General features: G+C 63.9%; 10 protein-coding genes. 6 read left to right on the top strand and 4 right to left on the bottom strand.

Annotation, left to right across the window (positions count from 1 at the left end):
* Positions 1 to 211: 211 nt before the first annotated feature.
* Together IHE49_RS12605 and IHE49_RS12600 are read right to left on the bottom strand one after the other, a co-directional pair.
* The gene (locus IHE49_RS12605) at positions 212 to 2686 is read right to left on the bottom strand and encodes an acyl-CoA dehydrogenase (RefSeq protein ID WP_192158403.1); all 2475 of its coding nucleotides are present in this window, start codon (positions 2684 to 2686) and stop codon (positions 212 to 214) included.
* A gap of 19 nt (positions 2687 to 2705) precedes the next feature.
* Positions 2706 to 3611, bottom strand: coding sequence for an alpha/beta hydrolase (locus IHE49_RS12600; RefSeq protein WP_192158401.1), 906 nt, complete (start codon positions 3609 to 3611; stop codon positions 2706 to 2708).
* 86 nt (positions 3612 to 3697) lie between these two features.
* On the opposite strand from IHE49_RS12600, the gene IHE49_RS12595 reads away from it, so the two are divergent.
* From IHE49_RS12595 to IHE49_RS12575, 5 genes are all read left to right on the top strand, one after another.
* Positions 3698 to 4276 (top strand): TetR/AcrR family transcriptional regulator, encoded by a 579-nt coding sequence (locus IHE49_RS12595; protein WP_192158399.1) that lies wholly within the window; start codon positions 3698 to 3700, stop codon positions 4274 to 4276.
* Between the two features lie 202 nt (positions 4277 to 4478).
* Entirely contained in the window at positions 4479 to 6251 is a 1773-nt protein-coding gene (locus IHE49_RS12590) for a phosphoenolpyruvate carboxykinase (GTP) (protein ID WP_192158397.1), read from the top strand.
* A 110-nt stretch (positions 6252 to 6361) separates the two neighbouring features.
* Positions 6362 to 6910 (top strand): sigma-70 family RNA polymerase sigma factor, encoded by a 549-nt coding sequence (locus tag IHE49_RS12585; RefSeq protein ID WP_192158516.1) that lies wholly within the window; start codon positions 6362 to 6364, stop codon positions 6908 to 6910.
* On the top strand, positions 6907 to 7350 hold the full coding sequence (locus IHE49_RS12580) for a hypothetical protein (RefSeq protein ID WP_192158395.1): 444 nt from the start codon (positions 6907 to 6909) through the stop codon (positions 7348 to 7350). The genes IHE49_RS12585 and IHE49_RS12580 overlap by 4 nt, the downstream gene beginning before the upstream one ends.
* A gap of 18 nt (positions 7351 to 7368) precedes the next feature.
* Positions 7369 to 8277 carry a DUF4097 family beta strand repeat-containing protein gene (locus IHE49_RS12575; protein ID WP_192158393.1) on the top strand — a complete coding sequence of 303 codons (909 nt, stop codon included), beginning with the start codon at positions 7369 to 7371 and terminating at the stop codon, positions 8275 to 8277.
* Between the two features lie 84 nt (positions 8278 to 8361).
* On the opposite strand, the gene IHE49_RS12570 is transcribed toward IHE49_RS12575, so the two are convergent.
* Positions 8362 to 11451 carry a TonB-dependent receptor gene (locus tag IHE49_RS12570; protein ID WP_192158391.1) on the bottom strand — a complete coding sequence of 1030 codons (3090 nt, stop codon included), beginning with the start codon at positions 11449 to 11451 and terminating at the stop codon, positions 8362 to 8364.
* A gap of 322 nt (positions 11452 to 11773) precedes the next feature.
* Here IHE49_RS12570 and IHE49_RS12565 point away from each other — a divergent pair, with 322 nt between their 5' ends.
* Positions 11774 to 13390: a sulfotransferase gene (locus tag IHE49_RS12565; protein WP_192158389.1), complete on the top strand. Its 1617-nt coding sequence runs from the start codon at positions 11774 to 11776 to the stop codon at positions 13388 to 13390.
* A gap of 230 nt (positions 13391 to 13620) precedes the next feature.
* Here IHE49_RS12565 and IHE49_RS12560 read toward each other — a convergent pair whose 3' ends face one another.
* Positions 13621 to 14532 carry a hypothetical protein gene (locus IHE49_RS12560; RefSeq protein ID WP_192158387.1) on the bottom strand — a complete coding sequence of 304 codons (912 nt, stop codon included), beginning with the start codon at positions 14530 to 14532 and terminating at the stop codon, positions 13621 to 13623.
* Positions 14533 to 14711: the final 179 nt, after the last annotated feature.

The raw sequence follows: 14711 nt of genomic DNA, 5'->3' as shown, positions 1-14711 counted from the left end.
CTGATCGCGATTTTGCAACGCCCCGGCCCCAGCGCTACAACGCGCGGCGCGATGGCGGCAAAATTCGGCACCTTGAAGCAGATCAACCGGCCGAGAGCCCACGGCCGGCGGCAATACGGAAAACCGGCATTACAGTTTCCGCGCGTTGCTTATGTTCCTGGCTCCCGACGGACGAACGAGGCGACGCACGCCTCGTCGTCCACGACCCGGCTTATGCCGCGTCGGCCAACTGCTTGCGGCGCTCGTCCGCGCGAGTCACTGCCGCACCCAGCTCGGACGGGTCGAAGTCATCCACCGAGATGAATTCGAATACCGCCGCGTGCACGCGCTTCAACAGGTCGTGTTCGGCCTGGCTGAGCACGCCGGCGGCGAGCGCCTCGGCCAGTTGGCCATCGTAGTCGTGCGCCTTGAACTGGCCGGCCTTCAAGCCCTTGAGGAACTTGCGCTCCACCGGCTCGGCGGCGATCACGTCGGGCAACAGCGCGTCCATGCGGCCTACCGTGTTGTTCGCCGTGGGCGTGAGGTACACCCACTCGGTGAGGCGCGCACGGGCATCGTTCGGTGCCGTGAGCAGCGCGGCCACGCGCCGGCCCAGGCGATCTGATGGTGGCACTTCGCGGCGGCCCAGCGGGAATACCAGCACGCGCAGCAGCCACGCCACCGGACGCACCGGGAAGTTGCGTATGGCGCCATCCAGCGCGTTCTGGATCAGCCACATGCACTCGTGGAAGCCCCAGGCGAGGAAGGGACGATCCGCCTCCGGCCGGCCGGTATCCTCGTAGCGCTTGAGCATCGAGCTCGCGATGTACAGATAGCTCAGCACGTCGCCGAGGCGCGCAGAGAGCTTCTCCTTGAACTTCAACTTGCCGCCCAATACGCCCATGAAGGTATCGGCACACAACGCCAGCGCTGCGGAGTAGCGGTTGAGCTTCTTGTAGTAGCGGCGCGTATAGGAATCGCCCGCAGCCTCACCCATGCGTCCGCCGGAGAGTCCCATCGCGAAGCTGCGCGCTGCGTTGGACAGGCCGAAGCCGATGTGGCCGAACAGCGCTTTGTCGAAGCTGTGCAACCGTTCCCGGTAATCGACGATCGATAGCGCGTCCATTTCCTTCAACACGTAAGGATGGCAGCGGATCGCGCCCTGGCCGAAGATCATCAGACTGCGCGTCATGATGTTCGCGCCCTCCACCGTGATCGCGATCGGCACGCTGGACCAACCGCGTCCTGCGTAGTTCTTCGGGCCCAGCTGCACCGCCTTGCCGCCGTGCACGTCCATGGTGTCGCCGGCCACCACGCGCGCCCATTCGGTGGCGTGGTACTTCGCGATGGCCGAGGGCACCGCGGGCTTCTCGCCGCGGTCCACCGCCGCCGCGGTGGCGCGCGAAAGCGCAGTGGTGGCGTAGGTAAGTCCGCCGATGCGGCCCAGCGCCTCCTCCACGCCCTCGAAGCGGGCAATCGCGAGACCGAACTGCTTGCGCATGCGCGCGTACGCGCCGGTAGCCGCCGCGGAGCCGCGCATCGCACCGGTTGCGTTCGACGGCAGCGAGATCGCGCGGCCCACCGACAGGCATTCCACCAGCATGCGCCAGCCGTGGCCGGCCATCTGCGGGCCACCGATCAGGGTGCTGAGCGGTGCGAACACGTCCTTGCCGTGGATCGGGCCGTTCTGGAACGGAATGTTGAGCGGGAAATGGCGACGGCCGATTTCCAGCCCAGGTGTGGAACGTGGCAGCAGCGCCAACGTGATGCCGAGATCTTCCTTCTCGCCCAGCAGACGCTCGGGGTCGTACATGCGGAAAGCCAGACCCACCACGGTGGCGACCGGTGCTAAGGTGATGTAGCGCTTGTCGAAGTTGAGCCTCACGCCCAGCGTCTCGACGCCGTCCGCAACTTGCTTGCAGACCACGCCGTAGTCGGGAATCGAGGTGGCGTCGGAGCCGGCGTAGGGGCCGGTGAGCGCGAAGCAGGGAATCTCCTCACCCACTGCGAGGCGCGGCAAGTAGTAGTTCTTCTGCTCGTCCGAACCGTAGTGCAGCAGCAGCTCCGCCGGGCCCAGCGAATTCGGCACGGCCACCGTGGACGCCACCGTGGCCGACATCGTCGACAGTTTCTGCAGCACCGCCGAATGCGCCAGCGCGGAAAATTGCAGGCCGCCGTACTGCTTCGGGATGATCATGCCGAAGAAGCGATGCTTCTTGATGAAGGCCCAGATTTCCGGCGGCAGGTCGGCCAGCTCATGGGTGATCTGCCAGTCGTCGATCATCCCGCAGAGCTCTTCCACCGGACCGTCGAGAAAGGCCTGCTCCTCCACGCTCAGTTCGGGCTTGGGCTGCTTCAGCAGCTCATGCCAGTCCGGCTTGCCGGAGAACAGCTCGCCCTCGAACCCCACGGTGCCGGCTTCCAGCGCGGTCTGCTCGGTCTCCGACAGCTTCGGCGTGACCTTGGCGAACATTTTCAGCAGCGGGGCGGTGATCTTCCTGCGGCGGAAGCTGTCCATCAGCAGTGGTATCGCGATGCCCAGTTCGACAATCAGCAGGACGACCATCGTCCAGAACGCGCCGGCGAGCAGGCCCACGACCAGCGTGACCAACGGCGCCGCGATGGCAAAAGTGCGTAGGCTGCTGCGGTGGTAGGCACAGGCGCCGCTCGCGATGAGCGCCGCCAGCAGGGTGAGTATTACGGCCATCTCGACTTCCTCGTTGCGGTCATGCCTGTTGGGCGATGCATGCGCCTGACCCGGCAACTGCATCGTCCAGTGACTGGATGAAATGTGCGATCTCGCGGGTGAATGCATCGTTGGCATCACCCGCCAGCATGTGGGTGGCGCCAGCCACTTCGATGTGGCGTGCGTGCGGCACCAGTTGCCTGAACTCGGCGACGGTGTCATGCGACACCACGTCGCTGCGCTCGCCCGAAAGCAGCAACACCGGTACCCCCACCTTCGCGGCGGCGGCGAACAGGCGCGGCTGATAGCGCTCGCTCTCGGCGATCAAGTCGCCGGCCAGCAACGCCGGATCCCAATGCCAGCGCAAGCGACCGTCTGCGCCTTCGCGCAGCAGCGGGCGCAATTGTTCCTCGCTCTTGCGGCCGGGACGGTGTGGCAGGTAGGCGGCGATCTGTTCGGCGGCTTCCACGTAGTCGGCAAAACCGGCCGGATGCGCCTGCATGAAGGCAAGGATGCGCTCCACGCCCTTCGTCTCCCAACGCGGCGTGATGTCTACCAATACCAGGGCGCGAAACGGTGGAGGCTGCGCCTCTCCTGCGGCCACCAGCCCAAGCAGCCCGCCCATCGAGGCACCGACCAGCACCGACCGCTCGGGCTGCGCACGGGCCAGCAGCAGCAGGTCGTCCACGAACTGTTGCATGTGGTAATCGCCGCCCGGCGCGCGTCCACTCTCGCCGTGACCACGTGCGTCGAAGCTGACGCAGCGGCAGCCACACGCCGCCAACGCGGCGACCGCCCCGTTCCACGCACCACGCGTCTGGCCGAAGCCATGGGCGAACAAGAGAGTGGGCGCGCCATCTGCACGATGCGTCTCCATAGCTAACTGTGCACCGTCGAGGGCGGCGATGGATTCGATGTGGGCAGCAGGGGCAATTGACTTGTCCATACGGATGAGTATGGATTGCTCGATCGAGTGCCGTCAACCCATTCGCGCGGGTTACTAAAGCCCGGCGCAGCGGCTACCATACGGTCATGGATTCAAGCCCGAAACCCGAACGAACCCGCCTCACCGCGGAAGACTGGGAAGTAGCCGCCCTGCAATTGATCGCCGACCAAGGCGTGGGTGCGCTGGCCGTCGAAGCCTTGGCCCGCCAACTGGGCGTCACCAAGGGCAGCTTCTACTGGCACTTCCGCACCCGCGAAGCGTTGCTGCAGGCCGCGCTGGAACGCTGGGAGCAGTACGGCGAAAACGAAGTGCTGGGCCAGATCGAGCAGATCGCCGATCCGCGCCAGCGCCTGCCCGAATTGTTCCGCCGCGTGGCGCACGAGCTGCAGCCACACCGCGTGTACGCCGCTTTGCTGAAGGCGCTGGATCATCCGCTGGTGGTTCCCGTGATGGCGCGCGTGTCGCAGCGACGTACCGAGTTCCTGCACACCGCCTACCGCGAAGCCGGTCTGCCGCCACGTGAGGCGTTGAATCGCGCGCGGCTCACGTACGCCGCCTACGTGGGCTTTCTGCAACTGAATTTCACCCTGGGTCTTCCGCGCATCAACCACGAAGAGTTCGATGGCTACGTGGAACACATGATCGCTACCCTTATTCCGGCCTGACCCCCTCCGGCAAGAGCTTGCGAACGGCGCCGCTTGGCGCCGTTTTTACGACCGATCTTCCTGGCCACCATCCCCCGCGCCATCCCTAAGATGCGGCGCAAGAAAACGCCACTGGCGGTTTTTGCTGCATTCTTCCTTGCAATGCCAGTGCTCGCAAACTACGGTTCCTCCACCCTTTTTTATAAAGACCAGTGAGGACATGATGGCAAGCACTCTGGACGCGCTCGAACGTTGGGTCAACGAAGTTGCGGCACTTACCCGTCCCGCGAAAATCCACTGGTGCGACGGCTCCGAAGCCGAATACCAGACGCTGGTCCGGCAAATGCTGGCCGACGGCACCCTGATCGAGCTCAACCAGCAGACCCACCCAGGCTGCTACCTGCATCGCTCCCATCCGTCCGACGTGGCACGCGTGGAGCACCTCACCCTGGTCTGCCACCAGAACGAGCAGGATGCCGGTCCGAACAACCATTGGCTGGCCCCGGCCGAGGCGCACGCGAAGATGGATGCGCTATTCGACGGCTGCATGGAAGGCCGCACCATGTACGTGATCCCGTACTGCATGGGCCCGATCGGCTCGCCGCTGTCGCGTTGCGGCGTGGAGATCACCGACAGCCCTTACGTGGTCGCCAACATGAAGATCATGACCCGCATGGGCAAGGCGGCCCAGGAGCGCATCGAAAACGAAGGCATCTTCGTGAAGGGGTTGCACTCCACCGGCGAACTGGATCCGGAACGCCGTTTCATCATGCACTTCCCCGAGGAGCGCACGATTAAATCCTACGGCTCCGGCTACGGCGGCAACGCACTCCTGGGCAAGAAATGCCACGCGCTGCGCATCGCCAGCAACCAGGCCCGTGACGAGGGCTGGCTGGCCGAGCACATGTTGATCGTCGGCATCGAGAACCCCAGCGGCGAAACGCACTACATCGCCGCCGCTTTCCCCTCAGCCTGCGGCAAAACGAATCTCGCGATGCTGATTCCGCCCGAGGGCTACCGCAGGGATGGCTGGAAGGTGTGGACGGTGGGCGACGACATCTGCTGGATGCGCCCCGGCACGGATGGACGTCTATACGCCATCAATCCCGAGGCGGGCTTCTTCGGCGTGGCGCCGGGCACCAGCGACAGCAGCAACCCCAACGCGCTCAAAAGCATTTCGCACGACACCATCTTCACCAATGTCGCCGTCACCGCCGACAACCAGCCGTGGTGGGAGGGCTTGCCCGGCACGCCGGTCACCGATTGGCAGGGCCGCCCCTACGACCCCGCCAATGGACCCGCCGCACATCCCAACTCGCGCTTCACGGTGAGCGCCAAGCAGTGCCCCACCTGGTCGCCCAAGGCCGAAGACGCGCAGGGCGTGCCGATCAGCGCCATCGTGTTCGGCGGTCGCCGCCCCTCCTTGCTGCCACTGGTGATGGAGGCGCGTGACTGGACGCACGGTGTGCTGATGGGTGCCGCGATGGGCTCGGAAACCACGGCCGCAGCCACCGGCGCCGTCGGCGTGCTGCGCCGCGATTCGATGGCGATGAAGCCCTTCTGCGGATACCACTACGGCGACTACTTTGCGCATTGGCTGAGCTTCGACCAGCCCGGCGCCAAGTTGCCCAAGGTCTTCCACGTCAACTGGTTCCGCAAGGGCAAGGACGGCAAGTTCCTGTGGCCGGGGTTCGGCGACAACCTGCGCGTGCTGGAGTGGATGATCGCGCGCGTTGAAGGCAAGGTGCGCGGCAAGGAAACCCCCGTCGGCACCCTCCCCGCGCCCGGCGAGCTGAAGCTTGACGGGCTGAGCCTCGACAAGACCGCACTGGCGGAGTTGCTCGACGTGGATCAGGCAGGATGGCAGGTCGAGTTGGCCGCTATCGGCGAATATCTGGCCAGCTTTTCGCCCCGCACACCTGCGGCGCTGCACGGGGAACAGCAACGCGTAGCCCTCGCGCTGGAAACCATCGAGCGCAAGGTCGCCTCGGCCTGAGCGTGCGCGCATCGCCGCGGACCTGTGCCCACGGCGATGCAAACCCTTTCGGCACGGCGGGCATCCAAGCTGGCAAGATGATCGCTGCCTGCCCCGCCACCGCCAGCCCGATGCCGCCAGCCCCCGCTGCCGCCGACGACGACAAGGACGACGCGCGCGCGGCCGCCATGGGCGACCGCCGTGCGTTCCAGCGGCTGTACTGCCGGCATGTTGAACGCATCAACGGCGCGATGTATCGGCTGGCCGGCTATGACCATGCCCGTGCCGAGGATCTCACCCAGGAAGCCTTCGTGCGCGCATGGCAGAAGCTGCCCAGCTTCCGTCACGAAAGTGCGTTCGGCACCTGGCTGTACCGCCTCGCGGTCAACATGGCACTGATGGAAATCCGCGCCCGCCGCGCCGACCCGGTCGGCTTCATGGACGAGGAAAAACTGCCCGACCATGGCGAAACGCCGTTCTGCGCCGCAGAACGCGAAGAACTCGAACGCGCCATCGGCAAGCTGCCGCCGCGCGCGCGCGCCGTATTGGTGCTGCACGACGTGGAAGGTTGGCGGCACGAAGAAATCAGCGAGGAGATGGACATGGCCGTGGGCACGTCCAAAGCGCAATTGCACCGCGCGCGGCAACTGCTGCGCCGCGCCCTGGGAGAAAACCCATGAACGAATTCGAATGGCGCCAGCAGATGCGCAAGCTGCGCGAGCCCGTCGCACCGCGCCGCGACCTGTGGGAGACGATCGACGCTGCACTGGAAGACCGCGGCGAAAGCGCGGCACCGCAGCACGTCACCCGTCATGCGCCGCCGCGGCCATGGCTGCTCGCCGCCGCGCTGGCTGGTGCTTTCCTGCTTATCGGTGATATCGGTCTGCACCTGCACCGCACCGCCCATGACGCACCGGACAACGCACCTGCACTGGCCAGCGCGCCTTGGAAGCCGGCCGATCCGCGCCTCAGCGGTGCGGCGATCGAACTGGATGCTGCCCGCATCGAACTGCGGCAGGCCATGCAACAGTCTCCCGATTCCACCTCGTTGCAGCGCCTGCTGGCGCGCACCGAACAGCAACAAACGCAATTGCGCCATCTCGCCCAGGAGGCCGGCTGACCGCAGCCGGGAACGATCATGAAAACCACCGCCCGTTACGCCCCCTTGCTGTTGTGCCTTTGCGCAGGCCAGGCCATGGCTGGCACGCCGATCAACCTGCAGCATGCCGCGACGCCTACTGCCCACATCAGCATCAGCAACATCTCCGGCGAAGTACGCGTCACCGCATGGGATCGGGCCACGGTGCAGGTCGACGGCCAGCTCGGCGACGGCGCCAAGCCGCTGGCGATCACAGGCAATGACGACAAGCTCGCCATCGAAGTTCAACCGCAGGGCAACGGCGGCGGCTGGCTCAATTGGGGCAGCGACAACCGCATGGGCCCGACCATGCTGGATCTGCACGTACCGCGCGGCGCCTCGCTGGATGTACGCGTGGTGAGCGCACCGCTGGTAGTCGACGGCATGGATGGCGGCAAGATCTCCGTCAACACGGTCAGCGGGCGGGCGCGCATCAACGCGAACAGTCCGTCGCTCTACATCGAAAGCGTCAGCGGCAACATCGAATTGGCTGGCCATGCAACGCAAGCCAACCTGCAGACCGTGAGCGGCGACATCCTCGCCCCGGTGCTGGGCGATCAGGCGAAACTGCAGACGGTTTCCGGTCGCATCCAAGGCAATGGCGGCCCATGGCGCCAGCTCACGCTGAGCACGGTGTCGGGCGACGTGCAGCTCGCCGGCAACCTCGCGCAGGACGGCAAGCTGTCTGTCGACAGCATGAGCGGCAACGTGCAATTGCAACTGCCCGCCGCCGCCAATGCCACCGTGCATGCCAGCAGCTTCAGCGGCGACCTGCGCAGCGACGTCGGCGCCGCGCAGAAATCCGAGCACGGCCCCGGCAGCAAGCTCGACGCCACCCTTGGCAACGGCAGCGGCACAATCAATGTCGAGACCTTCAGCGGCGACCTGCGCATCCGTACATCGAAATGATGCAAACGAGGCCAGCCGGACACCCATAAAAAAGGCCACCGGTCTTGACGACCGGTGGCGATGTGGCATCAACGCCGGAACTTGTCAGTAATCGTAGGTCACCGACAACCGCACGGTGCGCGGCGGGTTGGTGAACAACGGCTGCTTGTAGTAAGTGTTGACGTAAATCGTGTTGCTGGTCGGATCAAACGAAGCCGGGAACGACGGGTCCGTCTGCAACGGCCGCTGCTGGTTCAGCGCGTTGAAGATATCCAGGTTGAAGCCAAGCTTGTTCCCGGCGAACGCCGGACGATAGTGCACGCCAAGGTTGAGCAGCTCGGTCCATGGCGTGTGGCCGACCGATCCAGGCGGCACGCGCTGGCCATTGCACCAGTGATAGTTGCCGGTACCGTAGTTGTTGTAGCCGGTCGGGTCGTTGTCGCCGCCGGGTTTGTAGCCTCCCGGCCCCTGGGTGAGCGGCCCGTAATAACCAAGGCACTCCTGCGGCATGCCGGATTGCACCAGAAGCGTGGCGGAGAGCAGCCACTCTGGATTGATCTGGTAATTCCCGCGGAAGCGGACCTGGTGCTTGCGGATATTGGCGAACTCGCCGTACTGCCCATCCATAAGCTGCCAGCTGTCCCAGTCCTCGGTCTTGGAAATGTCTTCCTGGCCGAAGTCCGAGCGCACCTGGCCTTCGGTGTTGCCGAAGCCTCGCGTGAAGGTGTAATCGATGCGGCCATACCACTTGCCGTCGAACGGGTGCTCCAGATAGAGGTTCAGCGCGCCGTACTTGCGGACGGCACCGCGACTGAAGCCCCAGTCCTGCAGAGTCATGGGCACGGTGACCTTGCTGCTGCCGTCGTCCGACACCACCAGCATGTCGTTGGTGCGTCCCGGGTTGAACAGGCGGCAATACGAAGCGCCATACAACGAATCGGAGTAGGCGTTCGGATCGAGGCCCATCTTGGTCATCTTGGCGGCGATCATGCCGGGCTCGCATTCGTCGTCGATTGCGGCCTTCAGGTTACGCCACGTGGCCTTGGCTCCGTACACCCAGTTATCCCCCAGCTTCTTGTCGAAGCCGACGATGAATTCGTCCAGGTACTCCGGTTTCAGATTGCGCGCGGCAACCTGCATCGGATCCTTAGGCGCTCCCGTTTCGCCGTCCGGGGAAGTCGTCGGTCCGGCCTGGGTCAGGCCCTGCGGGATACCCGTGACCGGGTCGATGCTGGCGTACGAATACAGCGTGGTGAGATAGGTCGAGCGGTTGGCTGCTCGCTCCGCCGCATTGTCGGGCAGCGCCAGGTAGTAGCGGCCTGCATTGCCGTAGACCTTGAACGATGAGTCGCCGAACACATCCCAGCTAGCGCCGATACGGGGCTCCCACTGGTTCTTCTCGTCGACGAAGGCTTGTCCCAAGTCGTTGTAGTTGGTGAAGCGGTCGTTGCGCAGACCGATGCTCAGGTACACGTTCTGCGCCACCTGCCAGTTGTCCTGCAGGTAGTAGGCCTTCTGCGCCGTCGACATGCTGGTCATCCAGCCGATCTCGCGCTTCTGCACCTGACCGCCAGCCATGTAACGCCAGTAGTAATTGACCGATGGATCGAACGGGTTCTGCTGATCCGGCCCTTGGTCCACGGCCCGGTAGAACATGTTGTCGATACCCGCAAGCAGATCGTGGTCGCCCAGCTTGTAATCGAAATCCACGCGCAGACCGCGGGTAGCGTTCTTGGCGCCCGGCGCGGTCCATGAGGTGTTGGTCTGCGCGTTGCCCGGATGGCTGCCGTCGGGCAGCGTCGCATTGCTCGCGCCGGAAATGAACGGCAGCGGGCTGGTATTGCCGTATACGACAGGATCCTGGAAGCGTGCCTTGCCACCGGTAATGCTTAGCGTGGCCGCATCGGTGATGTAGCTGGTGAAGTGCGCTACATAGATCTGCGCGTTGTCCTTGGTGACATCGTTCTTGCTGGAGAACGCACCGCGCTGGAGCGTGTCGTAGTCGAAATCGTAGGTCGATCCGGCGCCCAGGCTGTTGTTGTCCTTCAGCGCCGTCAGTTCCAGGATGTTGCTGTCGGTGATGTTCCAGTCCAGCTTGCCGTAGAACTTCGTTTCCTTGTTGCGGTAATCCTGCACCTTGGCATTGTCGTTGTTCTCGACATTGGTGCCTTGCGTGCGCGTGGTCTCGCCTGCCAGGAACATGTACAGCTTGTCCTTGACCAGCGGGCCGCCCACGTAGGCGGAGTAGATCGTCTGCCAGGACGTGTTGTCGTTGCGGTACTGGCGCAGAGACCCGGGAGCATTCGGACCCGCGGCATAGTTGACCAGGCTGCTCGATGCAGGAATGGCCGGGTTGCCGTAGCGGTAATTGACCGGATCGCTCTCCAGATAGCGCGGCTGCCAAGCGACCTGGCCGCCGAAGTGCCACTCGTTGCTGCCGCGCTTACCGACCTGGTTGATCACGCCGCCGTCGGAACGACCATATTTGGCGTCGTACCCGCCGGCAAGGGTTTCCTGCTGCTCGATGGCGCCATAGGGCAACTGGAAGCCGCCCAGATTCTTGTACGGTTCGCCGACGTTGTAGCCGTTCACGTAATAGGCATTCTCTGACACGCTGGAACCACCGAACGACACCAGCGATTGACCGGACGGCCCGGTGAAGAAGCCGCTACCTGAGGCGGTATTCGGCGCGAGCAGTGCGATGGCCTCGGCGCTGTGCGCCACCGGCAACCGCTGCAGATCGGCTGCAGTGATGACAGTGCTCGAGTTGACGCTGGTGACGTCGATAGCGGGCAATGCGCTGGCCGAGACCGTTATCGAGGACAGCTGGGTGGGATTGGCGTTGCTCGAGCCGCCGGTGGCGCTAGCGAAGTCAACGCCTGCGGCGGCACCGGTGGAGACATAGGTGTTGTCGCGCGCACTCACCGTCTTGCCGTTCTGCTTCAGGGTGACCGTATAGGTACCCACGGGCAGATTGTCGACGCGATAGCGGCCCGTGCTGTCCACAGGCACTTCCCGCGTGAAGCCCGACGTGTTGCTGACCACTACGGTCTCACCCGACGCCACTGGCGCCTGGCCGAAGACGCTGCCGACAGTGCTCTGCGCAAGCGCGGCCCCGCTGAAACTCAAGCCCACGGCAATCGCCAAGGCCGTCGGGCGCCAGCGCGTGGCGTCGGCACGGTATCGAATGCTCATCGTGATTCTCCCCAAATGGATTGCGTGCAAAGGATCGATGGCCCAAATGCCAGGATCCGGCGGATCGCGGAAATTCCTCCGGCGCCGCAAGTTCGCATGAGATTATGCGAAATTCCGTACGCTTAACGACCACCGACAGCAAAAATATGACGTTAGAAAATACAGGTCAACACAAATTTTATACTCTATAACCGTAAATATTTACGAATTAACGGTAACGAACACCCCTTGCCAAGCCATGTTCAAGCACCGATGCCCGCCCCTACAGCGCTGAACGAAGCAACGAATTGAGCCCACAGAAGACCAGAATTACTATCTCCCAATGCCTTTCACGCCTCTCCTTCCCGACAAATTCCAGCATCGTTCCGGGCATCCGGAAGAGGCTGACGACCTCCGCCTAGCCTCGTCGCAAACGTCGCTGGAAGCACGACTGGCCCAGGCGCCACACGACACCACTACGCTCATCGAGCTGTCGGAAGTATTGTTTCGGCGCGGACGCCTGCGCGCCTCCAGCCATCCGCTGCTGGCGGCTGCCAGCCGGCTCCCGCGCAATGCGCCGCTGATCGTCTCCTTGACGCAACGCCTTGTTGCCAATGGCGAAATCCTTGCTGCACGGACTTGCCTCGACCTGTTGGAAGAAGCACCTGCTCCACCGGCCGACTTGTTGGCTGCACAGGCCCACCTGCGCTTCATGATCGGCGACCTCGCCAAGGCGTTGGAGCGGATCCAATTGGCCCTGCACGCTGGAGCCGACTCGCCCGGCGAGCACCACATGCACGCCCTGCTGCTGCAATTCAGCGGCAGGATCGACGAGGCCGAGGCAGTGCTGGAGCGCTGCCTTGCGCGATGGCCGCAATTCGGCGACGCCGTTACGGTACTGGTCAATCTACGCAAGCAGCGTCCCGGGGCGAACCGGCTGGATCGGATCGACAAGCAATTGCGTCTGATGCCGCATGAAACTACCGATACCGATCGTGGTTTCGTGCGTGCGGAATTCGAATATGCCCGTTTCAAGACGCTGGATGATCTCGGGCAGAACGGGGAGGCCTGGGAGGCGCTATCGCGTTGCAATGCGATCATGCGCAGCCTGAATCCCTACGACGCTGCGGCAGAGGAAGCTGTCACGGCGGCCCTGCTCAACATGCCGGCGACACCCGCGCCGCCTGGCCCTGCCAGACCGCCAGGCCCCGTACCCATCTTCGTCGTGGGCATGCCTCGGTCGGGTACGACCCTGTTGGAACGAATCCTTTCCAGCCACTCGCTAGTCGCTTCGGCAGGGGAAATCATCGACTTCTGGCGCCAACTGCACTGGGTGGCCGACGTGGCACCTGCGCAGTCCGCAGGCCTGTTGGAAATCATCCGCCGCAGCGGCAACGTCGATTACCGCGAACTGGGTCAGCGCTACTTGAAGCAGACCCAATGGCGTGCGCAAGGCAGGGCGTATTACATCGACAAGCTGCCCGCGAACATCCAGATGGTCTCCTTCATCCGGCGAGCCCTGCCGCACGCCCCCATCTTGCATATGGTGCGCGATCCCATGGATACCTGCTTTTCCAACTACAAGGCTCTGTTCGGCAATATTTCCTCGTACAGCTACGACCTCACAGCACTCGCGCACTATCACGCGCAATACATGCGACAGGCGCAGCATTGGCACAGCACGATGCCCGGTGCCATGCTCGACGTGGGGTACGAGGCGCTCGTGCAGGATACCGAAGCAACCGTAAGCCGTGTCTTGGCTCACTGCGGACTGGCTGTCGAGGAAGGCTGCTTCCGCCCTGAACGCAATGCCGCGCCTGTCGCCACGCCCAGCAGCGCTCAGGTACGCGAATCGATCCATGTACGCGGACTGGGCCAATGGCGCCGCTATGCACAGCAGTTGGAGCCGCTACGTCTGGCGCTGGAGGCTCAGCAAGCAGCGCTCGCCTTTCCGATGTGACAGCGCGGCGCCCAGCGCGATGACGCGCCATTACTGCTGCCTGCCACGCGCGCGTTGCATGAGATACCCAGCTTAGGCTGGCGAACTCGCACGCTTTAGGAGCCGAACGACCCGGCCAATGTGGAGACACGCGTCCATACAGCCGAGATCTATCGCACCACCAAAGCAAGAGCGCCATCGCTTTACGCGACGGCGCTCTTGTCTGCGCGATATTCAGGGCGAATCGCGGATCAAAGATCCTGGTGGTATTGCACGTAAGGCGTACGCGACTGATCCGGCTCGGGGCCGGCCGGCGTGTTCGTCGGCGCACCGGACGACCACAGGTTCTGAGCTCCCACGCTGAGCGAGCCCTGCCACGGCAAGTGCCACGTCACGCCAAGGTCGATGCTGTTCCAGCGGCGGTCGGGGCTGTAGCCATTCCCTGGCACGCCAGCCAAAGGCTGCATGGTGCGGCCGATAAGGGTGCCGCTGATCGGGCCATGGTCGACGCCGAAGCTGATCGCTTTCTGATCCAGCGTACTGATGCCCAACAGGTTGCCCGGCAACAGATGGATGCGGCCGACACTGGCGCCCACGTCCACACCGCTGTTGGTACCCAGCGCCAGGCGGCCGCGTGCATTGAGCTGCGAGCTGCTGTCGAAACCGGTAAGGCCATCGACGCTGGGCGTCACACCGGGCAGCACACGCGGCAGACTGGTACTGTTTGGCGTGCTGTTGCTGCCCACGCTCACGCCAAGGCTGTAAGGCCCGTTGAAGTAAGTGGCGCCAACCTCGCTGCCTACCACACGCAACGGGCTGTTGACCCAGGATTGCTGGCTGACATCAGCGTTCGCTTGCCAGTTCGGTGCCAGGCCGTATTGTAGGCCGGTGCTCACGAGCGTGGAGGCATCGACAGCATGGGGGGACAACAGCGAATCGCGCTGTGCCTGGGCGCCATTGCTTCCGTCTGCCTTGAGCACGAGCAGGCGGCCGTCCGTGCCACGCCACAACGGCACCGCCAAGCCCGACTTCACCTTGGCGACCTGCGCTGGCGGCTGCTTCAGCAACTGTCCGGCCAGTTGGCCGTTAGCATCGTCCACGCCCTGACCGGCCGCCACAAAGGGCAGCAAGCACAGCAGCATTGGGGCAAGCAGTCGACGCATAGACGGCAGGTTCGTTACGGTAGCTATGATTCGGAATTGTCGGCAGAAGTTTACTGCACTTTACATTTAAATAACAACGACACAAGGGTTTCGGTACAGTTAATGAATACACCCTGTGACCGCCATCTCAATAGCGGGGTTCGCGTCACCTTGGATTCCAACTGGCGCACTACTGACCC

This window comes from Rhodanobacter sp. 7MK24, from assembly GCF_014842995.1.
Lineage (GTDB): Bacteria > Pseudomonadota > Gammaproteobacteria > Xanthomonadales > Rhodanobacteraceae > Rhodanobacter_A.
The sequence above is the reverse complement of the archived record's forward strand: the minus strand, read 5'-3'. Positions and strand labels throughout refer to the sequence as shown.